This window comes from Marivivens sp. JLT3646, assembly GCF_001908835.1.
Classification (GTDB): Bacteria; Pseudomonadota; Alphaproteobacteria; order Rhodobacterales; family Rhodobacteraceae; genus Marivivens; species Marivivens geojensis.
The window spans coordinates 1,539,793-1,559,618 of record NZ_CP018572.1; the positions used below are offsets into that span (position 1 = coordinate 1,539,793).

The 19,826-nt window shown below is 60.8% G+C and carries 24 protein-coding genes; 2 read left to right on the forward strand and 22 right to left on the reverse strand.

Annotated elements, in window-relative coordinates; all coding sequences use genetic code 11:
- Positions 1-3 precede the first annotated feature (3 nt).
- Positions 4-1,299, forward strand: a complete 1,296-nt coding sequence (locus BSK21_RS07655; RefSeq protein ID WP_067545608.1) for a pyruvate dehydrogenase complex dihydrolipoamide acetyltransferase — start codon at positions 4-6, stop codon at positions 1,297-1,299.
- 48 nt (positions 1,300-1,347) lie between these two features.
- On the opposite strand, the gene BSK21_RS07660 is transcribed toward BSK21_RS07655, so the two are convergent.
- On the reverse strand, positions 1,348-1,854 hold the full coding sequence (locus BSK21_RS07660; RefSeq protein ID WP_067545609.1) for a GNAT family N-acetyltransferase: 507 nt from the start codon (positions 1,852-1,854) through the stop codon (positions 1,348-1,350).
- Between the two features lie 148 nt (positions 1,855-2,002).
- On the opposite strand from BSK21_RS07660, the gene BSK21_RS07665 reads away from it, so the two are divergent.
- Positions 2,003-2,350 (forward strand): carboxymuconolactone decarboxylase family protein, encoded by a 348-nt coding sequence (locus BSK21_RS07665; RefSeq protein WP_067545612.1) that lies wholly within the window; start codon positions 2,003-2,005, stop codon positions 2,348-2,350.
- Here the strand turns inward: BSK21_RS07665 and cysE are convergent.
- The 21 genes from cysE to fabF form a co-directional block, all read right to left on the reverse strand.
- The gene (gene cysE / locus BSK21_RS07670) at positions 2,347-3,165 is read right to left on the reverse strand and encodes a serine O-acetyltransferase (protein ID WP_067545615.1); all 819 of its coding nucleotides are present in this window, start codon (positions 3,163-3,165) and stop codon (positions 2,347-2,349) included. The two genes, BSK21_RS07665 and cysE, sit on opposite strands and share 4 nt — an antisense overlap.
- An 80-nt stretch (positions 3,166-3,245) precedes the next feature.
- Positions 3,246-3,539 (reverse strand): hypothetical protein, encoded by a 294-nt coding sequence (locus tag BSK21_RS07675; RefSeq protein ID WP_156529500.1) that lies wholly within the window; start codon positions 3,537-3,539, stop codon positions 3,246-3,248.
- The gene (locus BSK21_RS07680; RefSeq protein ID WP_067545621.1) at positions 3,536-7,372 is read right to left on the reverse strand and encodes a glycoside hydrolase/phage tail family protein; all 3,837 of its coding nucleotides are present in this window, start codon (positions 7,370-7,372) and stop codon (positions 3,536-3,538) included. Before BSK21_RS07680 ends, BSK21_RS07675 begins: the two co-directional genes overlap by 4 nt.
- Positions 7,372-7,806: a peptidase gene (locus BSK21_RS07685; protein ID WP_067545624.1), complete on the reverse strand. Its 435-nt coding sequence runs from the start codon at positions 7,804-7,806 to the stop codon at positions 7,372-7,374. The genes BSK21_RS07680 and BSK21_RS07685 overlap by 1 nt, the downstream gene beginning before the upstream one ends.
- A complete protein-coding gene (locus BSK21_RS07690; protein WP_067545626.1) occupies positions 7,803-8,672 on the reverse strand; it encodes a DUF2163 domain-containing protein in 870 nt (289 codons plus the stop codon). The genes BSK21_RS07685 and BSK21_RS07690 overlap by 4 nt, the downstream gene beginning before the upstream one ends.
- Entirely contained in the window at positions 8,669-9,301 is a 633-nt protein-coding gene (locus tag BSK21_RS07695) for a DUF2460 domain-containing protein (protein ID WP_067545628.1), read from the reverse strand. Before BSK21_RS07695 ends, BSK21_RS07690 begins: the two co-directional genes overlap by 4 nt.
- A gap of 10 nt (positions 9,302-9,311) precedes the next feature.
- Positions 9,312-9,971, reverse strand: coding sequence for a phage tail tape measure protein (locus BSK21_RS07700; RefSeq protein WP_067545630.1), 660 nt, complete (start codon positions 9,969-9,971; stop codon positions 9,312-9,314).
- Positions 9,968-10,153, reverse strand: a complete 186-nt coding sequence (locus tag BSK21_RS15880; protein ID WP_067545632.1) for a phage tail assembly chaperone — start codon at positions 10,151-10,153, stop codon at positions 9,968-9,970. Before BSK21_RS15880 ends, BSK21_RS07700 begins: the two co-directional genes overlap by 4 nt.
- Positions 10,154-10,468: a gene transfer agent family protein gene (locus tag BSK21_RS15885; RefSeq protein ID WP_067545634.1), complete on the reverse strand. Its 315-nt coding sequence runs from the start codon at positions 10,466-10,468 to the stop codon at positions 10,154-10,156. It lies immediately after the preceding gene.
- Positions 10,468-10,884 carry a phage major tail protein, TP901-1 family gene (locus BSK21_RS07715; RefSeq protein WP_067545636.1) on the reverse strand — a complete coding sequence of 139 codons (417 nt, stop codon included), beginning with the start codon at positions 10,882-10,884 and terminating at the stop codon, positions 10,468-10,470. The genes BSK21_RS15885 and BSK21_RS07715 overlap by 1 nt, the downstream gene beginning before the upstream one ends.
- Positions 10,885-10,907: 23 nt before the next feature.
- A complete protein-coding gene (locus BSK21_RS07720) occupies positions 10,908-11,303 on the reverse strand; it encodes a DUF3168 domain-containing protein (protein WP_067545638.1) in 396 nt (131 codons plus the stop codon).
- Positions 11,300-11,638, reverse strand: coding sequence for a head-tail adaptor protein (locus BSK21_RS07725; RefSeq protein WP_067545640.1), 339 nt, complete (start codon positions 11,636-11,638; stop codon positions 11,300-11,302). The genes BSK21_RS07720 and BSK21_RS07725 overlap by 4 nt, the downstream gene beginning before the upstream one ends.
- The gene (locus tag BSK21_RS07730; protein WP_067545642.1) at positions 11,635-12,228 is read right to left on the reverse strand and encodes a hypothetical protein; all 594 of its coding nucleotides are present in this window, start codon (positions 12,226-12,228) and stop codon (positions 11,635-11,637) included. Before BSK21_RS07730 ends, BSK21_RS07725 begins: the two co-directional genes overlap by 4 nt.
- 132 nt (positions 12,229-12,360) lie before the next feature.
- Complete coding sequence (locus BSK21_RS07735; protein WP_067545644.1) at positions 12,361-13,542, reverse strand: phage major capsid protein; 1,182 nt, start codon at positions 13,540-13,542, stop codon at positions 12,361-12,363.
- 24 nt (positions 13,543-13,566) lie between these two features.
- Complete coding sequence (locus BSK21_RS07740) at positions 13,567-14,097, reverse strand: HK97 family phage prohead protease (RefSeq protein WP_067546566.1); 531 nt, start codon at positions 14,095-14,097, stop codon at positions 13,567-13,569.
- 4 nt (positions 14,098-14,101) lie between these two features.
- The gene (locus BSK21_RS07745; RefSeq protein WP_067545647.1) at positions 14,102-14,290 is read right to left on the reverse strand and encodes a hypothetical protein; all 189 of its coding nucleotides are present in this window, start codon (positions 14,288-14,290) and stop codon (positions 14,102-14,104) included.
- Positions 14,280-15,458 (reverse strand): phage portal protein, encoded by a 1,179-nt coding sequence (locus tag BSK21_RS07750; RefSeq protein WP_067545650.1) that lies wholly within the window; start codon positions 15,456-15,458, stop codon positions 14,280-14,282. Before BSK21_RS07750 ends, BSK21_RS07745 begins: the two co-directional genes overlap by 11 nt.
- A 104-nt stretch (positions 15,459-15,562) precedes the next feature.
- Complete coding sequence (locus BSK21_RS07755; protein ID WP_231924667.1) at positions 15,563-16,888, reverse strand: DNA-packaging protein; 1,326 nt, start codon at positions 16,886-16,888, stop codon at positions 15,563-15,565.
- Complete coding sequence (locus tag BSK21_RS15890) at positions 16,842-17,171, reverse strand: hypothetical protein (protein WP_067545653.1); 330 nt, start codon at positions 17,169-17,171, stop codon at positions 16,842-16,844. The genes BSK21_RS07755 and BSK21_RS15890 overlap by 47 nt, the downstream gene beginning before the upstream one ends.
- A 133-nt stretch (positions 17,172-17,304) precedes the next feature.
- Positions 17,305-18,459 (reverse strand): endolytic transglycosylase MltG, encoded by a 1,155-nt coding sequence (mltG, locus tag BSK21_RS07760; protein WP_067545656.1) that lies wholly within the window; start codon positions 18,457-18,459, stop codon positions 17,305-17,307.
- Positions 18,459-19,718 carry a beta-ketoacyl-ACP synthase II gene (gene fabF / locus BSK21_RS07765; RefSeq protein WP_067545659.1) on the reverse strand — a complete coding sequence of 420 codons (1,260 nt, stop codon included), beginning with the start codon at positions 19,716-19,718 and terminating at the stop codon, positions 18,459-18,461. The genes mltG and fabF overlap by 1 nt, the downstream gene beginning before the upstream one ends.
- Positions 19,719-19,826: the final 108 nt, after the last annotated feature.

Consider the following 19,826-nt stretch of genomic DNA (forward strand, 5'->3'; position numbering starts at 1 on the left):
GAAATGGCTACAGAAATTCTCATGCCCGCCCTGTCCCCCACGATGGAGGAAGGCACGCTGGCCAAATGGCTGGTCAAAGAGGGTGACGAAGTAAAATCGGGCGACATCATCGCCGAGATTGAAACCGACAAAGCCACCATGGAATTCGAAGCCGTGGACGAAGGCATCGTTGGTAAGATCGTGATCGCCGAGGGCACAGAAGGCGTAAAGGTTAACACCCTGATCGCAATCCTCGTCGAAGAGGGCGAAGAGGTTCCTGCAGCGGGCGCTTCTGCACCTGCTGCGGCGCCTGCGGCTGCGGCCCCTGCTGCGGCGGCTGAACCTGCTGCTGCGGCACCTGCCCCAGCAGCGCCTGTCAAAGACGGTAACCGCGTCTTTGCATCGCCGCTCGCACGTCGCATCGCAGAACAGAAAGGTCTCGACCTCTCTGCCATCGCTGGCTCTGGCCCGCGTGGTCGTATCGTGAAATCGGACGTCGAAGGTGCAACCGCAGCACCCAAAGCGGCCGCTCCCGCTGCTGCGACCGAGGCACCCAAGGCTGCGGCCCCTGCCGCTGCCATGGCCCAAGGCCCATCCACCGATGCCGTGCTCAAAATGTACGAAGGCACCGATTTCGAGGAAGTCAAACTCGACGGTATGCGCAAAACCATCGCTGCCCGCCTTACCGAGGCAAAGCAGTCGGTTCCGCACTTCTACCTGCGCCGCGACATCGAACTGGACGACCTGCTTGCCTTCCGCGCGCAGCTCAATGCGAAACTCGGCGACCGTGGCGTCAAACTTTCGGTCAACGATTTCATCATCAAAGCCTGCGCATTGGCCCTGCAACAAATCCCAGAAGCGAACGCTGTTTGGGCTGGCGACCGCGTGCTGAAGTTCAAGAACTCTGACGTGGCTGTGGCTGTTGCGATCGAAGGCGGCTTGTTCACTCCGGTTCTCAAGAACTCGGACAGCAAATCGCTCTCGGCTCTGTCGGCAGAAATGAAAGACCTCGCCAAACGTGCTCGCGACCGCAAACTCGCGCCGCATGAATATCAGGGTGGCTCCTTCGCGATCTCCAACCTCGGCATGTTCGGCATCGACAACTTCGACGCCATCATCAACCCGCCGCACTCTGGCATCCTCGCCGTCGGCGCAGGCGTCAAGAAACCTGTGGTTGGCGCGGACGACCAGATCAAAGTGGCGACAGTCATGTCCGTCACCCTCTCCGTTGACCACCGCGTGATCGACGGCGCACTGGGCGCACAACTTCTCGAGGCGATCAAAGCGAACCTCGAAAACCCGATTGCAATGCTGGCCTAATCAGCAGTCTATCGAAACGAAAACGCCCCCGACTTCGGGGGCGTTTTTTTATGGAGCGGGCCGATCATCCAAGGTCAATTGCAGGAACAACATATCCAGCCATCGCCCGAATTTCTTACCGACCTGCGGCATCCGCGCGACCTCTACAAATCCCATGCGTTCATGCAGGCGGACGGACCCTGTGTTCCCCGCCTCAACACTCGCGATCATCGCATGGAGCCCCTGTTCCCGTGCCCGATCAATGATCGCCTGCATCAGTTTCGGCCCCAATCCCTGCCCCTGAAATTCGGGCAGCAGATAGACCGAATGTTCGACCGTGAGGTCATAGCCATCCTTGCCGCGAAACGTGCCATAGGTGGAATACCCCGCCGCCACGCCGTCGACCTCTCCGACAAACACAGGGAACCCCGCCGCGCGACGGTCTGCCAGAAACGCCAGACGGTTTGCCTCATCCACGAGGATATCCGTCCACAGTGCGGTGCCGTTCAAAACTTCATGGTTATAAATCTGCGTGAGAAAGCCCGCATCGGCATCGGTCGCATCGCGAATGATCATCTGGTGTCTCCGTCATTTGCCCGAACTGAACCCCGATTTCATCGCTCCTGCAAGGGCCAGTGAAAAACATTTCAACTCTTTGATCTATCGCAAGGTTTACCCCCTCCAGACTGCTATGCATCTGGGGACACATCAAAAGAGGCGCGACATGGACTGGAAAGACTACCTAGCCAACACCACCAAATTCACCAAAGACTTCCGCAAGGCCCAACCTGACGTCGGTAAGGCCTTTACCGATATGCACCGCGCGGTGCTGCATGACGGCGCGCTGTCGGTAAAACACAAGGAATTACAAGCCATTGTCGTGGGCATCGTGACCCATTGCGCCGATTGCATCGGGTTCCACCTACAGGGCGCTGTCCGCGCTGGGGCCACCCGCGCAGAACTCGAAGAAACGATCGCAACCTGCATCCTGATGGGCGGCGGACCTGCGTATATGTATGGAATGAAGGCTCTAGAAGCCTATGACCAACTGGTGGGCGAAGGAGAGGGTTAACCCTCTCCCATACACTTCTTGAGAAGTTGATCCATCGAAACGGAGGGCTGGTCACATCCAGCTTCTCCGACGATCTTGGCGGGGACACCCGCCACGGTCTTGCAGCATGGCACATCGTTCAGAACAACCGATCCAGCGGCGATACGACTGCGATCCCCGATCTTAATGTTGCCCAGCACAGACGCCCCAGCGCCGATCAGAACACCATCACCGATTTTCGGGTGACGATCTTCGTCCTCTTTGCCCGTGCCGCCCAGCGTCACGGTATGCAGGATCGACACGTTATCACCAACGACCGCCGTTTCACCGATCACGATGGAATGGGCATGGTCGATCATGATCCCACGCCCGATACGGGCTGCAGGGTGAATATCGACGCCAAAGGTTTCAGAGATGCGCATCTGTAGGAAATACGCCATATCCTTGCGCCCCTGCTGCCAGAGGTAATGACCCAAACGATAGGCCTGAACCGCCTGATACCCCTTAAAATAAAGGAGAGGATGCAGGAAACGGTGGCACGCAGGGTCACGTTCGTAGGTCGCAACCAGATCCGCACGGGCCGCAGCGGTCAGATCGGGTTCAGCCTCATAAGCATCATCCGCAATCTCGCGCAGCAATTGTTCCGACATCTCAGCCGACGCCAGCTTCATCGACACGCGATAGGCCAATGCATCTTCGAACCGATGGTGGTGGAGGATACATTGGTGCAGCAGGCTCCCCATCAGAGGTTCGCTTTTGATCGCGTCCTCTGCTTCCGAACAGATACGGTCCCAAACGGGATCGATTTCAGCCAGTTTAGATTTCGGGTTTGCCATGGTCAGGCTCCTGCGTTTTCTCGCGTCAGACTACCCTACTTAGGGCATTTCGTCCAAGAATAAACCCGTGATCGACCATATCACCGATTTTGATGACGCGAGGCGATATAGGTTTGCAGCAAAACACTTAGCGCGTGGTGGAACCCCTCTGGGGTCGGGTAGCGGATGGGTGCACGGGGCAATCGGATGGCGCGGTCATGGAGCGTCCCGTTGCCCCAGTCAGGATGCACCCGCCCCGTACGTTTGCGGTATTTGTCGGCAAGGTGCGCCTGCGCGATCATCATGGCAGCGAGGTCTGGCCAATCGCAGTCAGGGCGCGCCAGCAATGCCCGCGCCCCCTGTTCGAGATCAGCCAGCAACACCGCCCGCATCATGCCACCCAAAGCGACCGATAGGGCCCCGCGCCATACCGATCCGACAATTGCGCGACCTGCACGGTGTAGCCCGCCGTGACACCATCCGCCGCTTTATCAGCCGCCGAATAGGTGAACTCTGGCGCGGTCACGATCACCTCGCGTTTCAGATCACCCGCCGCAAAGATACGAACGACATAGGCCTCGCGATCCTCGCCCAAGGGCACCTCTGCCGCGTCCCAACTATCGCCATCGACCCGTGTGCGCCGCACCCACATCGTCACATCCCCAGTCGAGGTCAGATGACACACAGGATAAGGCCTTAGCCCTACACCCGCGAACCCACTGGTGACGGTCTGATAGGTCGGATCATCATAGCCACGGTTTGCTGGGCCAAAGCGATAGCTGCGTGTGACACCGCGCAACGTGCTCGGGTAGTCGGGCTGCACCAGCGCCCCGTCCAAAAGCACCACCAAAGACCCCGCAGGACGGAAAACCGCCTCGGTCCCTTGTTGCCCCCTCAGCCGCAGCCGCAGGTCATAGGTGTTTGGCGCAACGAGCACGGCCTCTTGGAACTGGAATACCTCCCAACCGTCTGCGCCACCGTTCCCAATCGCAATCGCATTGCGGCCCGACAGAACGCCCAACCGATCAGTCGAGGAGAGTTCCCCCCGCACCAATTGCACCCGCAGCGCGGCCCCATGATCCCACCGTCCCGCCATCGCGGGGGCAAGCGTGGTCAACGTGGTGCCGATCGTAGCGGGTCGCTCTGCCGTGGCAGCGAGCCTATAGTCGCTGTCGGTTTCCGAATGATAGAGCGCGACCGCCCCCGGCCAATTGACTGCCGTCGCCGCAAAATGTGGGGCATGTGCGATCTCTGTCCCCGTCAGCAGTGGAAGGTCGAGGAATACGCCTGTCACCGGCAAAGGCGCCGTTATAGGTGCCACCGTCTCTGCCAAATCATCGGCCAAGGGCGGGATATAAGCGTCCGTATCAATGCGCGTCGCCTCCACCTCTTGGCCCAAGGATTGTGTCATCCGATCAATGCGATAATTGTCACCGCTCAAGGTCACCACATCGCCTGCAGCGACATCAATCCGCGAGGGCGGCAAGGCAAATGTCACGGTGTCCCGCGCCATGCGCTGCTCGGTCAACCAACGGTCGGTGATCTGGCTGGCTTCGGCTTTGGTCAGGACAACACCCGCCTCGGACCGCGCAACAGACTGCGTCCCACCGACAAGGCTCGCCTCGGCCAGACGCGTGTCATAGCTGCCGTCCGCCCCCACATAAGACAGGCGGATTTTGCCCGCGACTTCAGCCTCGGGTGCACGGATGTGTTCGATGGCAGAGAACCGATCCCCGATCACCAGTTCATCAGGGGAGAGCGTCACCCCATGCGTCGGCGTGCGCGTGACAAAGGTCAGTTTCCCATCCCGTTCGGTCACATCAAACCCATAGGCCAGCATCAAAGGCTGCAAAGCCGCCCGCGCCGTGTCGGTCTGGTCGATCATATAGCCACGCAGCACACCATAGAGGCGGCTGACATCGACCTCTGTCACCCCTGCCCGCTGGCACATATCGGCCACCGTTTGGGCGAGGCTGCGGGCCGACAACCGCCCGTTCATCCAGTGGCCACGGGCGTAATTCGCCCCATCCGACCAGAGGTCCCGATTGTTGGGAAACGCAGGATAAGGCCGCGCGTCCCATGCCCAAAGGCAGGCCAGCGACATATCCACCATCGCCCCGCCATACACCGGCGACACGGGGTTCGTCGCTGGGTCCGCGAAATGGTCGTGGATCGCTGCAATATAGGCCGCTTGGAGGGCATCGTCGCGGCCCCCTGTCGAATAATACGGCAGGCCAGATTCCGACGATTTCTGGTCGAGGAATTTGTTCGGCTGGTTCGTCCCCTTATAAATCGCCGCACAGCCGTATTCGGTAAAGACGATGGGTTTCGACATGGGCACCCAATCGGTGGCGGTCGCTTGTTTGACGCCCCCAACGCGGTTGTAATGGGGGTTAGACCACCAATTGCGAATATCCTTGGGGCGCCAAATCCACGGTTCACCCTCACCATCGGTGATCGGCGTGCGGATTTGCGCGGCGCGGGCCTCGGGCGAGTGGTAATACCAATCGTAAAGTTCGCCACCCTCGACGTTGGAGCGCAGGTAATCGAGGTTGCGAATATCGCCCCATTCCGCATCGAGGTGATCCAGCCCATCGCGCCAATCAGAGAGCGGCAGGTAGTTGTCGATCCCGATGAAATCGATGTTCGGATCGGCCCAGAGCGCGTCGAGGTGGAAGATCTTATCCGCCGTGCCAGCAGGCTGCATCCCGTGATATTCCGACCAATCAGCGGCATAGGTGATCTTGGCGTTGGGCAGGATCGCTTTGACCTCTGCCGCGAGTTGGCGAAGTTGATCGACCGCAGGGAACCCGTTCGCCCCGCGGATTTCGGTCAGGCCCCTCAGTTCAGAGCCGATGCAGAACACGCCAACGCCGCCCGCCGCAGCACAGAGATGCGCATAGTGGAGGATGAAACGACGGTAGCTCCATTCCACTGGGCCTGTGTAGCTGACCATTGTCCCGTTGATCACGAAATCACTGGGCTGGGCTGTGCCGAAAAACGCCGCGACCTCGGCTTCGGCAAGGGCGGTTTGGTCGGGGGTTCCGGATTGATGTGGGGCGAGCGACACCGTGATCCGACCCCGCCACGGCAGCGCAGGCTGGGCGGTTCCGCCCCACGGATCGGGTAGAGCATTATCCGACAATTGCTCCATCAGAACAAAGGGATAGAATACGGGACTAATGTCGCGCAAATTCAGCGACTGGATCGCCTGCACCACGGATTGGTCGGTGGGCGTGCCGCCGTAAACGGGGCGATCGTCCACGTATGGCACGAGCCCCGCAGTCGCGCGGTCGGCCCCGCTGACCTGCCACGGCATGTCGATAGGATCGGGGCCAAGCGTCTCTGCCCGTGGCCCGATCCTGCACGATCCACACCGCAGATCATTCCCGAACCACGACACGATGAGCGAGGCGGTCGCGAGGTTCGGCGCCTCGTCCGTGAGGGCATCCAGAGACACCTCAATATCCGCCTTGCCCGCCGCTGTGTGGACGTTCAGCGACCGATAGGACCCCAGACCATCGTTCACCGTCACGGGCGTTGTGGCCAGCGCGTATTCCCCCGTTCCTGGGATCAAGGCCACACCACGGACCTTATGTGCGATATCGTCGGCGCTGGTTTTTACCACCTCAAACGAAAATTGCGGGATACGGTTGCCGAACAGCCCAAGGGGCAGGTCTTCGATCACCACATAGGCGGTGCCGCGATAGGCGGGCGCGTTGCCTGTGCCCTCAACCGCTTCGATTTTCGGATCGGGGAGCTGGTCTTCGCCGCCCTTATAGACCCGCAAGGTCAGGTCATCGGCGGCGATCTCTTCCCCATCCGCCCAAATGCGTCCGATGCGGGTGATCGGCCCCTCGCAGACCGCGATGGCGAGGCTGACGGTATAGGCATAATTCGTCACGCTTGGCTGGCGGGAACCCTTACCGCTGCCGCCCGTGGTGGTCGCGCTCTCAAGGAAACGCGTCGCCCAGATAACCTGTCCACCCACGCGCATCTGTCCGTGGATTTGCGGGATCGCTGCGCCCTCGGATGCACCTGTAAGACGGAAACGGTCGATGCGGCCTGTTTCGACCGCATCCGATCCGCCCATGACACGTTGGTCGATGACACGGCCCAAGGTTGCCCCAATGGCCCGCCCGATCACCGCATTCGAGAGGCCGAGGGTGGTGCCCCCGATGGACCCACCCAACGCCATACCTGCCGCAGAAAGAACAATCGTCGCCATCAAAGCCCCCTTTCAGGAAAGGAAAACCGCGCCGCGATGCGACGGGCCCATGGTGGGGTCAGGCGGCTCTCGATCACGCCGTGGCCCGTGTAGGAATGGATAAATGCAGGATGCGCCCCGATCTGCGATTGCAGACCGAGGTGTTTGGCGACCGCCCCGTCGCGCATCCGAAACAGGATCAGATCGCCAAGCGCGGCATCCGACAGGGGTTTCGGGGTGAAATGGCGCAAAGCGGCGTCAAAGAGATCCTCGCGGCCTTGGGGTTCGGACCAATCCGCGCTGTAGGCGGGCACGGGTTCAGGGAGCGGGCCGATATGCGCGCGCCACAGGCCAAGGATCAGACCCAGACAATCGCAGCCCGCCCCCTTGCACGAGGCCTGATGCCTGTAGGGGGTGCCGATCCAGTCGCGGGCGGTGTTGACAATCGCGTTCATCGTAGGCTCCCCCCGTCATTGCTGCCTGCACGGCGTGGGGTGGACACCAGCCAGTCTTCGCCCGGGATGTCAGGGAAGCCGCGGAAATTCAGGAGGTTGTCGAACTTTGCCTGACAGGTCGCCATGCGTTTGTCGCAACCTGCCTCCAGTCGGATCAGATCACCCGCCGCCACATCGGCCCCAAGGGGCTGCCACAGTTCGATCAGATGGCGGGCACCGTCGATACGGTTCGCCTTGATCAGACCAGAGAGACCCGTGGCAGCCCCCGACAGAACCGTCAGACGCCCCTTTTCGAACCACCGCTCTGCCTGTGGCAGAGGGTCGGTCCAAAAGACGCGGTTGCGTTTGACGGCATAGGCTGAGGTTTCGTGACGAAAGGCGGGGGTGTTCAGGTCAACACGACAGGCCGCATCACCCAAGCTAGCGGCACAAGAGCGCTGGAACACGCGGCCTTGGGGTTGGTTCAGCGCCTCTGCCAGCCCGCGCAATTCAGCGCGAAATTCTGGCCCGTTGCGGCGCATTTCCCCGATGCTGCCGCGAAACCGCAGCGCCCGTTCCGACGTGTCAGCCCAGTTGACGATCCAGAAGCGCACCTCGGCCCTGTCATAGCGACCTGCGATGATATCGGCCTCTGTGATGGCGGTGTCGGTCAGGGTGCCGATGGCCTCTGTGTTATCGACAGAGAGGCCCGTGGATTGTTCGATCGCCTGCGCCGACAGCCCCGTGTCTGCGCGAAACGTGATCCCGTCGAATGTCAGGTCGCGGTCGTGGTCGGTAAAGCCCAAGGTCACGCCATCGCCCCGCGTCACGGCCCATGCGCGGCAGGTGGTTGTGGTGCCTGTGGCAAGGTGAGCGAAGAGCGTCATTGGCGCACCTCCACCACAGGAATATCAGGCACCTCGCCCGCGTTGAAATTCGCGGCTGATATGCGGATCGCATCCGTGTCAAACCGCACAGGCACGTCGAATTCAAAGCCCGCACGGATGTCCACGCCAATGTCTGGCGGGTGGGCAAAGGTGATCTCTCCGTTCGTGTAATCAACGGTGTAATCAATCCTTTCCTGCTGCGGGATATTGCCCAGCGTCACCAGCACCGTGCCAAGGACGGGTTTGGTGATCGGGCGTTCATAGCTGCCCGCGCCCGAGGTGTAGAGTTTGCGCAGGGCAAAGGTCGATGTGACCTCATCCCCGATGCCCAGCAGTTGGTCGATGCCCGATGGTGCCCGTGACGGGACGCAGGATTTGTAGTCGGCCCAGTCTTTCCACCGAAACCCATAGAGCTGACCCCTGCGGCCCTCAAAAAATGCGATCAGCGCGTCGATGTCATCCATCGACCGCAGGCCAAGGCCCGCATCATAGCGTCTACGCGAATGGGCCCACGGCGCATTGCGTTCCTCGTGACCGTTGGCGAGTGTGACAATTTCGGTGCGCCGCTCTGGTCCACCGACAGAGCCGAACGACAGCGACACGGGAAAGCGGATATCATGAAACCCCATTGTGGCCTCCTTAGCGGTTGCGTTGGCCACGGCTCATCATGCGCGACATTTGCGCGGCAATCTGGCTCTGGCTGCGTTGGAACCCCTGCACGTCGGGGGTGGTGATGTTCATCGTGACGTTGACCGTGCCACCGCCCTGCGCCTGAACGCCCAAACGACCGTCAGCAGAGCGGGTGAGCGGCATGATCGCCTCTGGCCCCGCCTCACCCATGAGGCCCGTGGCACCGCGCATCGGGAATGTGGTCGGGCTGGTGACGACGCCGCCCTTGGCAAAGGGCATGACGCGGCCTTGGGTAAAGGCACCGCCCTGCGCGTAGGGCATAACGGACGATACCAGCGCATTCAGACCACCCGCGAGCACCCCGCCGAAGTGATCCGTCACGGGCTTCATCGCGGCGTTATAGACGGTGTTCGACATGGCCTTGCCCAGGGTGGACAGCGCGTCAGAAAGCTTCATCCCGTCAAAGACCACGCCATCGAAAGCCCGCCGCAGCCCACGCGAAAACCCCGCATCCAGATTGCCCAGATCGCGGGTGGTGTCGCCCAAGGTTTGGCGGATGTCGCGCAGTTGTGCATCAAAGGCGGCGGTCATCGTGGACGCCTCGCCCATGCTGGTTTCCAGCGATGAAAGCTGCGTGTCCAGATCATCCAAGCGGTCGAAATCGCTCATCTCGTGGTCCTTTCGTCAGGATAAAGGGTGGCCAGTTCGGCCAAACGGGCGCGGCCCATAGCGGGCGTTGCAGCATCCAGCCCCGCGATGAGGAGGAGCTCTGCCGGTGTCAGCGCCCAAAATTCGCGCGGGGACAGGCGCAAACCGCGTAGGCCCAACCGCATCAAACCAGCCCAGTCCATTCAGGCCACCGGCGTGAACGCACGGGCGAGCAGGAGGGCCGCCGCCTGTGCCGCCCCCACGGGTCCGCCCGCAATATCGGCGGTCAATAGATCGGCGCTGGTGCCGCGCCACCCGCCCCCACGCAGACCCGCAACGCACAAGGCCAACACATCGCGCGAGGAAAACGCGCCTGTGTCAAAGCGGTCTATCAGGTCGATGAGCGTTCCGGTCTGTAACTCGGCCTCAAGTTCGGCCAAGGCGCCGAGCGTCAGTTTGCACGGGTATGCGGTGCCGTTGAGGGTCAGGGTCACTTCGCCTGCGTGGGGGTTCGCCATCAGACGGCCGCCGTAAAGGTTAACGCACCTGCAGAGGCGAGGGACAATTCATAGGTCGCTTCGCCATTGTGGGTGCCGGCGTATTCGATGGCAGTGATCTGAAACGGGCCTTCGATGGTGCCGAAATCGGGGATGATCACCTGAAAATCGGGCATCTGGCCGTCGAAAAAGATCTGGCGGGCGCGTTCGTCGGTGGCGTCATCTTTAAACACGCCAGAGCCAGAGAGGCTCGCTGAACGGACCCCAGCGCCTGCGAGGAGTTCACGCCAGCCGCCTTGGCTGTCGAGGTTCGTCACATCCACGGTTTCCGCGTTGAATCTGATGCGCGTGGCCCGCAGGCCAGCGGTGGTTTGGAACTGACCGTCACCAGTCATGTCCATCTTGATCAATAGGTCTTTGCCGTTTTGGGCTACCATGGGATTTCTCCTGTCGTGAGGGGTCAGAGGTCTTCGACGCGGGCGCGGAAGATCAGGGTGATTTGGCGGATGCTGCTGCCGTCCACGCGGGACGCGGTGGCCCGCAGGAAATTCAGCGAAACGATGCGACCACGGGTCAGCGTCAGCACCGTATCAAGCAGCGCATCAGACACCTGCGCAGCCGCCAGTTTCGCGGCAGCAAAGCCTGCGGTCTCCGTGGCGATCGTCACGCTGAAATCGTGATCCGCCCCGTGGCCCGTTTGATCAGAGCGATCCTTGACCACCTCGGGACCGAGCGTGATGTAAAGCGCGGGCAGCGTGCCTGTGGGCAGCGCGTCATAGACGGGCGTGTCGGTGATCTGATCGGTGAGACGTGCATAAACGGCAGACTGCAGTGCGGCAGAAAGGGCGTAGGTCATACGGCGACCTCCTCTGTGACATAGCAGGTCAGGAACCGTGCATCCGCGTCGCGTTCCACCACCGCATCAATCGCAAAGAGGCGTGAGGCATCGCGGAACCGCTGTTCAGGGCGCGGGCGCGAGGGCGATCCGATTGGGGCGGCGCGCACGGTCATGGTGAACCGCGATTTCGACAGAGGGACAGCGACGCCTGATCCTTCGGCGCCAGTACGGGCTTTGACCTCGGCCCAGAGCGTGCCCATGGGTTGCCAGTCGACGCTGTAGCCGCCTGCCCCATCCGCGACACGGATCGGCGTTTCAAGCGTGAGTTTGCGCGAAAGGATCGGCAGGGTCATTCCATGCCCCCCAACCGCAGGGTGCGATAGCGTTCCACGAGCGACGCCACCATCGGCGGCATCAGGTCACGGCCAGCGGTTTCGCCGTGGCGGAAGTCGTAGAAATGAGCGGCGAGCATGAGGACGGCCTGAGCCAGGTCATTGGGGATGTCGGACCAATTCGGGCCGTAGCCTGCGATGAAATCGAGCAGTGCAGAGCCACCAGTTGCAATCAATGGCAAGGAAAGCCCCAAAGCTACGAGCCGCGGACGGTGGAGGTCAGCGACAAGCACCCACGACGACTGCGACACAGGCGTTTCAGCGCCCAAACGGTCGATGAGTGTGAGTGATGTGACGGCAGAGACAGGCCCCACGGGAAGCACCGCGTCAGAGGCCGACCGCCAGCGATAAACGGTCCAGCTAAAATCGCGCTGGATCAGGATTTTCCCCGTGCGGGCCTCAATCGCGGCAAGGGCGGCACGGAGCGCCGCGACCAATACGCCGTCTTGCAAACCATCATCGGCAAAGCCCGACCCCAGTCGCAAATGGTCTTTGAATTCAGCGACCGGAAGCGCCGCGAGGGGCACCGTGGTCTGTTCGACTAACATCATCACATCTCTCCGAAATTCCGGTCGGTTGAGGTCCGCGCGGTCACTGGCCCTTCTCGGGCGGGGACATGCTAGTGGGGTCAGGAGCCCCGCGCGGACCGTGGGGCGGCCTCCGCCGCCCGTGGATCAGCCCGCTTAGGCGGTGCCGAATTTCAGCAGTTTGATCGCGTTAAAGTCGCTCACCGCGCCGCCCACACGTTTGGTCGCGTAGAACAGCACATGTGGCTTTGCCGAGAACGGGTCGCGCAACACGCGCACGTCAGGGCGTTCCGCGATGGTGTAGCCATTGGCAAAGTCACCAAAGGCAATCGCCATAGCGTCCGCAGCCACATCAGGCATGTCCTCTGCGATGAGAACCGGATAGCCCATAAGGCGCGCAGGTTCGCCTTGGCTCAGGCCATCCGACCAGAGGAAACGACCGTCGGCGTCCTTGAGTTTTCGCACGGTGCCTGCGGTTTTGGAGTTCATCACAAAGGTCGCGTTGGCGCGGTATTCAGCCCCCAGCGCATAGACCAGTTCGATGATCGGATCACCGTCATCAATCGCGCTAGCGGTGCCTGTGACCACATAGCCGATATTGCCCCAGGTCCAGATCATCTCGTCGACGGTCGGGTAATCGAGGAAGCCTTTGGGTTTATCCACGCCGTCACCGTTGACGAAAGCAGACGCTTCGGAGCGGGCGAATTTGTCGGCGATGCGGCCAGCGAGCCAGCCTTCGATATCAAAGGCGCTGTCATCAAGCAGACGTTGCGAAATCTTCGGCATCGCAGAGAGTTCGTTGACGGGAATGGTGATGCGGTCGATCTGCGGGGTTGCGGTCTCGGACTGGTTCGCGGCCTCGTTCGCCCAGCCAGAGCCCATTTCGGTATGGTCGATCAGGACATCGTAAGAGGTCGATTCAACGGTGACGATGCTGGCAATCGCGCGGATGGATGCGGTCGCGGTCAGCGCCGATTTGATCGTGTCAGAGGTTTGCGGATCGACAAGGTAGCCACCATCCGCCGCAACAGCGGTCGACATCGCCTTGCCTTCGAGCGGCAGGTCACGAAGTCCCTCGTCTTCGCCCGAACGAAGGTATGCGGCAAAGGCCTTTTGGTGTGGGGCCTCGATCATCTCAGCGCCCGAAAGCGCGGGGCGTGACGCCATCAGGGATTTACGGTCATATTTGGTCATGCGGTCTTCCTGCTGCTGAATTTTGGCGTGAACGCCGTTAGAAAACTGTTTGAATTCACATACGAAATCGGTGATCGCCGATTTCAGGTCTTGGACCGGAGACATGTCTTCTCCGGCCCGAGGGGTGGCCTCGGGTTTGGTCATTTTCGGTCCTCTCGGATGGATCGGTTAGTCGGGGATCAGCGCGGCTCTCGCCTGCCGAAACGCATCGGCCAGATCGCGCAGATCAGTGGTCAGCGCCTCGTCGGATTTGCCCGCAACACGCGCCTCGGGCAGCATCGGAAAGGTGACGAGCGACACTTCCCACAGCTCTACCTCGGTCAAGAGGCGCTGGCCTTGGCTGGTTTTCGTGGATTTCACCGTGCGATAGCCGATGGACAGCCCGTCGATGGCGCCCGCTGCAATCAACGCGGCGGCCTCGCGGCCCTTTTCAACATCAGTGAGGATACGACCTTTGACCCAGAGGCCACGGTCGTCCTCGCGGAGTTCGTCCCAGATACCGATGGGCTGCGCGGGGTCATGTTGCCAGAGCATTTTAACGCCCGACCGTTTCGCCAAAGATGCGGCATAGGCGCCACGGGCCACCACATCGTTGCCCTGATCGACAGCATCAAAGAGAGACGCGTAGCCTTCGATGATATGGCCGTCTTTTAGCGAAATATCGCACGATAAGCGGCTGAATTTATGTTCTAATTCCATCATTCTATCCTGTCACAATGCGGATGAGTTCCAGCCCAGAGATCAGCGCAAAAGAGGCGATGACCAGCCACAAGAGGCTTTCGACTTTGGCTACGATGGCCTCAATCCGGCTCAGGCGGGCTTCGAGTTGGGCGAACCAAAAATCGTTCACGGGTGCGGGGCGATTGGGGAGCGGCACGATGTTATCCTGCATCGCCTACCTCAATCGCGGGCAGGCCCAAGAGCGCCCGTTTTTCCGCCGCCGTCAGAAAGGTTGCATCGCCCACGCGACGCCATGCGGCCTCGCGTTCGGTGGCGAGCGCTGGAATCTGGTCGAGGTCGGGCCGAAGGTCGATGCGTTCACCAGTGAAATCCGACAGCCAATCGGCAATGACCGAAGTCACACGCGTGGCGAGAGGCAGGACCGTCAGGCGATAAAACGCGCGGTTGGCCTCTTGGTAGTTGGCATAGGTCGCGTCCCCCGGAATTCCGAGCAGCATCGGCGGCACACCAAAGGCAATCGCGATCTCGCGGGCGGCGGCCTCTTTGGTTTTCTGGAACTCCATATCCGAGGGGCTAAAGCCCATCGGTTTCCAATCGAGTCCCCCCTCGAGCAGCATCGGTCGGCCTGCATTGCGCGCACCTTGGTGCATGGTTTCCATCTCGTGCAAGAGACGGTCGTATTGGTCGCTGCTGAGGCTGCCCTGACCATCCGCGCCTTTGTAGACAATCGCGCCCGATGGACGGGCCGCGTTATCAAGGAGTGCCTTGGACCAGTTCGACGCGGCGTTGTGCACGTCGATGGCAGAGGCTGCGGCCTCGAGCGGGGAAAATCCGTAATGGTCGTTTTGCGGGTGGAAGGATTTGATGTGGCAGATCGGGCTTGCGCCGTCGCCCACTGTGAAACGGTGTTTTTTGCCCGCAACGGTGTAGTCGTAGCCGATGGGCCAGCCATCTGCGCCTTGGACGATGGACATGCGTTCGGGACGCAGGGCGTGCAGTTCAACGGGAAGGGTTCCATCGCCCACGGCCTCTAGATAGGCGTCGCCCGACAAGAGAAGATAGCCATAGACCGCCTCGAGCAATTCAGCGCGGCCCTGTGCAGCATTCGGACGGGCGAGGAGGTCAGCCACGGGGTGCGCATCATAACGGCGGTCGCGGTCTTGCAGGATCAAGGGCAGCGCGGCGGCGGCCTCTGCGATCATGCGCACCGCACGAAAGCCCACAGGATTGCGGGTAAACCCCGATTTGGTCAGCGTCACCGTATCGCGGGCAGACCAGACAGCACGGCCAGCCCCCATCGCCAGCACCTTGCCCGTGGCCGAGGCTTTGGCCTCAACAGGGGCATCTTGCGCCGTGCCACGCTTTAGAAAGTCAAACATCCATCGCTCCTTCGTTTCCGCCCCAATGCGTCGTTGGAGCAAATATGCAGGAAAGGTGTTCACATCCCCCCAACGCAGCGTGCGCAGGGGGGCGCAACAGGGCGTCAAAGGTGACGCACACGGGGCGCTTGCCATGTTGCGGCTGGGGCGATCACCAGATCAAAGAGCGCCCAAACGAGGGCGTCGACTCGGTCTGGAGAGCCCTGCCCCTGAAACCCGTTTGCTGTCATCAGGCACATCTGATCCTCTAGCGCGCCAAGGTTGCGGCCATGATGCACCCGCCCCTGTTCGTAGAGGGCAGCGACGGGTTCGGCGCGAGCGACCTTGCCCTTGGACGCGCGAACGGGGCGATACGGGACGAGCGGGTCGATCTGGCGCACGACCTCTTCGACCAATGCGCCGCCTTGGTTCACTTCGGCCACCATACGGTCGGCCCCATGACGGTGGAGCGCATCGACCGCCGCCTGAGCCCATTGCGAGGGTGATGCGGCAGAGATGGTCGCATCCTCAATCACATAAGCGCGCCAGTTTTGCGGCGGGCCATCGGTCACAACGCCCGCCACGATAATCCCGCAATCGTCCGATCCCTTGTGCCCCGTAACGGGTGGATCGACGGCGACAACAACACGGTCGCACTGCGGAATACGGTCAACCCGCGAAGTTTCGACCATATGGGACGTCCAAAGCGCGCCTTCGGCATCAGCCAAAAGAACGCCGTCCAATTCCTGCCGACCAAGGCGGGTCCCCGCATAGCGCCGCTGCACTTCATCTAGGAACCCCGCGGCGAGGTTGGCGCGGTTGGCAGAGGTCGGCGCATGGGTCACAACAGTGCTCTCTCGGTCGAGGATCCCGCGCAGCACTGAGGCATTGCGCGGTGTGGTCGTGACGCAAGCCCGTGGATCATCGCCAAGACGCAGGCCGAACTGGATCATATCCCAAGTTTCCTGCCCCTTTTTCCATTTTGCGACCTCATCCGCCCAGACCGCATCGAATTGCGGGCCGCGCAGGGTTTCGGGGTCAAATGCGGAAAAGACCTGCGCGGTGGCACCGTTGGGCCATTGCAGCAACTTGCGCCCCGCGATCCATGTCGGGCGACGATCAGGGGGCGAACAGGCCATGATCCCGCTGTCGCCAAAGATCATCACCTCGCGCGCCTGATCATAGGTTTCACCGACAATGGCGACACGGGCGGCACGGCCCTTGTCCATCGGGCGCGAGCCTTCGACTTGGGATCGGACCCATTCGGCCCCTGCCCGCGTTTTGCCCGCCCCACGCCCGCCAAGGATCACCCAAGTGCGCCAATCGCCAGATGGCGGCACCTGATGATCCAAGGCCCAGAAGTCGAACAAAAAGGGCAGAGCGCGAAGCTCTGCCGGTGTGAGTTTATTCAGAAACTGCGTCTGCTCTGTGGGCGTCCCTGATGCGATCAAGTCTGCACCCGAGTGACACCCGCACGGCGTCAAAGTCGATTTCTCCATTCTCTGGACCCTCTTTGTATTTGTCGTGGAATGCCTCTTCGGCTTTGCGGACCCGCACGAACATTTCTTGCAAAACAGCGAGTTGTGCGGTGGCCTTTTTCGGCGCGTCGGTGTTGCCGACCTCTGCCTCTGCGATCAATTCGTGCAGCAGTTTCAGGGTGCTGTCGTAGACCTCGCTCACCTCTGAGAGACGTGATCGCTTTTGGTCTGCCTGTTGTTGGTCCCGATTTATCATTGGTTGTTCCCTATCGGTTGCCCCGCCAGATCGAGAAACGACAAAGGGCGGCCCAAAAGGACCGCCCTGCGTCTTCTAGCCTGTGATGACTTTACCCGAAGGGTGCGAAGGACCGGTTAACCCACCGTTCGCATCAGTTCGCTGCACGCTCCAATGCGCGGTAGGCGGCGACGTTGCGGTTATGCTCGTTCAGAGTGGCCGCAAAGACGTGACCATCCGCAGGGTTCAGCGTTTTGGCGACAAAGAAAATGTAGTCGCTCTGCTCTGGGTTCAGAACCGCCTCGATGCTGGCCTTACCGGGGTTAGCGATTGGGGTCGGCGGGAGGCCGTTGATAACATAGGTGTTATAGGGCGTTTCGCGTTGGAGTTCGCTCTGGCGCAGGCCACGACCCAAGGTGCCTTGGCCTTTGGTGATGCCATAGATCACGGTCGGGTCCGTTTGGAGGCGCATGCCCTGTTCCAGACGGTTGATAAAGACCGAGGCGACCAAAGGACGTTCCGATGCAATGCCCGTTTCCTTTTCCACGATAGAGGCAAGTGTCAGCGCCTCTTCGGGGGTGTCGAACGGTAGCCCATCGGCACGGTTTTCCCATGCCTGCGCTAGGATGGTGGCCTGTGCGGCCTCCATGCGGGACAAGATGTCGGCAACGCTCGCGCCATTGGTGAATTCATAGCTGTCGGGGGACAAAGAGCCCTCAGCAGGGATCACATCGACATCACCGTCGAGCGTATCAATGGCATTGAGGCTGGTCATGATCTGCCAGCTGGTGACACCTTCGGCGATGGCGATACGGAAACGGGTGTCGTTTTGACCAGCCACGGTGGTGTAAATCTCCGGCACATCAGAACCGAGTTCGAAATCCGCGACCTCGTCATAGCGGGCGGTTTCGGGGTCCATTTGGCGGACCTCTACAGTCGCTGCGTTCACGCCGATCCGATAGAGAATTTCGGTGCCACAGGTGCTCTGCCCACCGCGGGTCACGATATCAATGATCGATTCCATCGAAGACGCAGCAGGCACGATAAAGCTACCCGCCTTAAGCTGGTTGCTCGCGCCTGTGTAATCCACACCCATGTTAAAGATCATCTTGGACGAAATCGCGCCCTGCTGATCCAGATTGTCCGCAACGCGACGGAAGTTCGTCCCGCTTGGCACCTCTAGGCAGATCGCCTGCTCCAGAGGGCCTTCGGCGCGATACTGCGATTTGCCCCAGAGGACGACGCCCCCCAGAACAAACAGCAGAACAATCAGGAACGACAGCGCGTTGGACGCGATGTTACGCCACATTAGCTGATTTTCCCGAAGATCACGCTCGCGTTGGTGCCGCCAAAGCCGAAGGAGTTCGACAGAGCCACGTCAATCTTACGCTCGACTTTCTTGTTCGGCGCGAGGTCAACAGGGGTCTCTACAGCAGGGTTATCAAGGTTGATCGTCGGCGGAGCGACCTGATCGCGGATCGCGAGGATCGAGAAGATCGCTTCAATCGCGCCAGCAGCCCCCAAGAGGTGACCCGTCATCGACTTGGTCGAGGACATGGTGACGTTACCAGCGTGATCGCCGAGCATACGTTCGACCGCGCCCAGTTCGATTGTATCCGCCATTGTCGACGTGCCGTGTGCGTTGATGTAGTCAATCGCCGACGGTTCCAGACCAGCGTCCTTGAGCGCGGCCGCCATACAACGGCCAGCGCCTTCGCCATCCTCGGACGGTGCGGTGATGTGATAGGCGTCGCCCGACATGCCGTAACCCAACACTTCGGCGTAGATCTTTGCGCCGCGAGCTTTGGCGTGTTCGTATTCTTCGAGAACAACGATACCTGCGCCCTCGCCCATTACGAAGCCATCACGGTCCGCATCATAAGGGCGCGATGCTTTGGTCGGTTCATCCGCACGTTTGGTCGACAGCGCCTTGCACGCGTTGAACCCAGCGATACCGATTTTACAGATCGCAGCCTCGGCGCCACCTGCAACCATCACGTCAGCCGCGCCGTATTTGATCAGGCGTGCTGCGTCACCAATGGCGTGAGCGCCCGTGGAGCATGCGGTCACGACAGAGTGGTTCGGGCCCTTAAAGCCGTATTTGATCGACACTTGACCCGAGATCAGGTTGATCAGCGCACCGGGGATAAAGAACGGCGACACGCGGCGCGGGCCTTTTTCTTCGATCATCACGGCGGTGTCTGCGATCGATTTCAGACCGCCGATGCCAGAGCCGATCAGAACGCCAGTGCGTTCTTTGTCTGCGTCAGCCTCGGGTTTCCAGCCCGAATCCTCGACCGCTTGGAGCGCGGCAGCGTAGCCAAAGAGGATAAAGTCATCGACCTTACGCTGCTCTTTGGGTTCCATGTATTTGTCAGCATTAAAGGTCGCATCAGAGCCGTCGCCACGTTTGACTTCGCAAGCGTAGGTGGTGCCCAGCCCTTCGGGATCAAAACCCGTAATGCGGCCAGCGCCAGACTGTCCGTCCAATAGACGGGTCCAGGTTTCTTCAACCCCATCCGCCAACGGTGTGACAAGGCCCAATCCGGTTACGACGACACGGCGCATTTTCTGCCCTCAACTCTTGTTCTCATTTCCACCCCAAATAGCGCGTTCCCCCCCTTTGGGCAAGGCAACTCGCGCCATTCAGACCGCGTTATTTACTAAAACTTGGGG

Coding starts and splice junctions, on each gene's coding strand:
- BSK21_RS07655 (WP_067545608.1), top strand. CDS start 4: ATGGCTACAGAAATTCTCATGCCCGCCCTGTCCCCCACGATGGAGGAA.
- BSK21_RS07660 (WP_067545609.1), bottom strand. CDS start 1,854: ATGATCATTCGCGATGCGACCGATGCCGATGCGGGCTTTCTCACGCAG.
- BSK21_RS07665 (WP_067545612.1), top strand. CDS start 2,003: ATGGACTGGAAAGACTACCTAGCCAACACCACCAAATTCACCAAAGAC.
- cysE (WP_067545615.1), bottom strand. CDS start 3,165: ATGGCAAACCCGAAATCTAAACTGGCTGAAATCGATCCCGTTTGGGAC.
- BSK21_RS07675 (WP_156529500.1), bottom strand. CDS start 3,539: ATGATGCGGGCGGTGTTGCTGGCTGATCTCGAACAGGGGGCGCGGGCA.
- BSK21_RS07680 (WP_067545621.1), bottom strand. CDS start 7,372: ATGGCGACGATTGTTCTTTCTGCGGCAGGTATGGCGTTGGGTGGGTCC.
- BSK21_RS07685 (WP_067545624.1), bottom strand. CDS start 7,806: ATGAACGCGATTGTCAACACCGCCCGCGACTGGATCGGCACCCCCTAC.
- BSK21_RS07690 (WP_067545626.1), bottom strand. CDS start 8,672: ATGACGCTCTTCGCTCACCTTGCCACAGGCACCACAACCACCTGCCGC.
- BSK21_RS07695 (WP_067545628.1), bottom strand. CDS start 9,301: ATGGGGTTTCATGATATCCGCTTTCCCGTGTCGCTGTCGTTCGGCTCT.
- BSK21_RS07700 (WP_067545630.1), bottom strand. CDS start 9,971: ATGAGCGATTTCGACCGCTTGGATGATCTGGACACGCAGCTTTCATCG.
- BSK21_RS15880 (WP_067545632.1), bottom strand. CDS start 10,153: ATGGACTGGGCTGGTTTGATGCGGTTGGGCCTACGCGGTTTGCGCCTG.
- BSK21_RS15885 (WP_067545634.1), bottom strand. CDS start 10,468: ATGGCGAACCCCCACGCAGGCGAAGTGACCCTGACCCTCAACGGCACC.
- BSK21_RS07715 (WP_067545636.1), bottom strand. CDS start 10,884: ATGGTAGCCCAAAACGGCAAAGACCTATTGATCAAGATGGACATGACT.
- BSK21_RS07720 (WP_067545638.1), bottom strand. CDS start 11,303: ATGACCTACGCCCTTTCTGCCGCACTGCAGTCTGCCGTTTATGCACGT.
- BSK21_RS07725 (WP_067545640.1), bottom strand. CDS start 11,638: ATGACCCTGCCGATCCTTTCGCGCAAACTCACGCTTGAAACGCCGATC.
- BSK21_RS07730 (WP_067545642.1), bottom strand. CDS start 12,228: ATGATGTTAGTCGAACAGACCACGGTGCCCCTCGCGGCGCTTCCGGTC.
- BSK21_RS07735 (WP_067545644.1), bottom strand. CDS start 13,542: ATGACCAAACCCGAGGCCACCCCTCGGGCCGGAGAAGACATGTCTCCG.
- BSK21_RS07740 (WP_067546566.1), bottom strand. CDS start 14,097: ATGGAATTAGAACATAAATTCAGCCGCTTATCGTGCGATATTTCGCTA.
- BSK21_RS07745 (WP_067545647.1), bottom strand. CDS start 14,290: ATGCAGGATAACATCGTGCCGCTCCCCAATCGCCCCGCACCCGTGAAC.
- BSK21_RS07750 (WP_067545650.1), bottom strand. CDS start 15,458: ATGTTTGACTTTCTAAAGCGTGGCACGGCGCAAGATGCCCCTGTTGAG.
- BSK21_RS15890 (WP_067545653.1), bottom strand. CDS start 17,171: ATGATAAATCGGGACCAACAACAGGCAGACCAAAAGCGATCACGTCTC.
- mltG (WP_067545656.1), bottom strand. CDS start 18,459: ATGTGGCGTAACATCGCGTCCAACGCGCTGTCGTTCCTGATTGTTCTG.
- fabF (WP_067545659.1), bottom strand. CDS start 19,718: ATGCGCCGTGTCGTCGTAACCGGATTGGGCCTTGTCACACCGTTGGCG.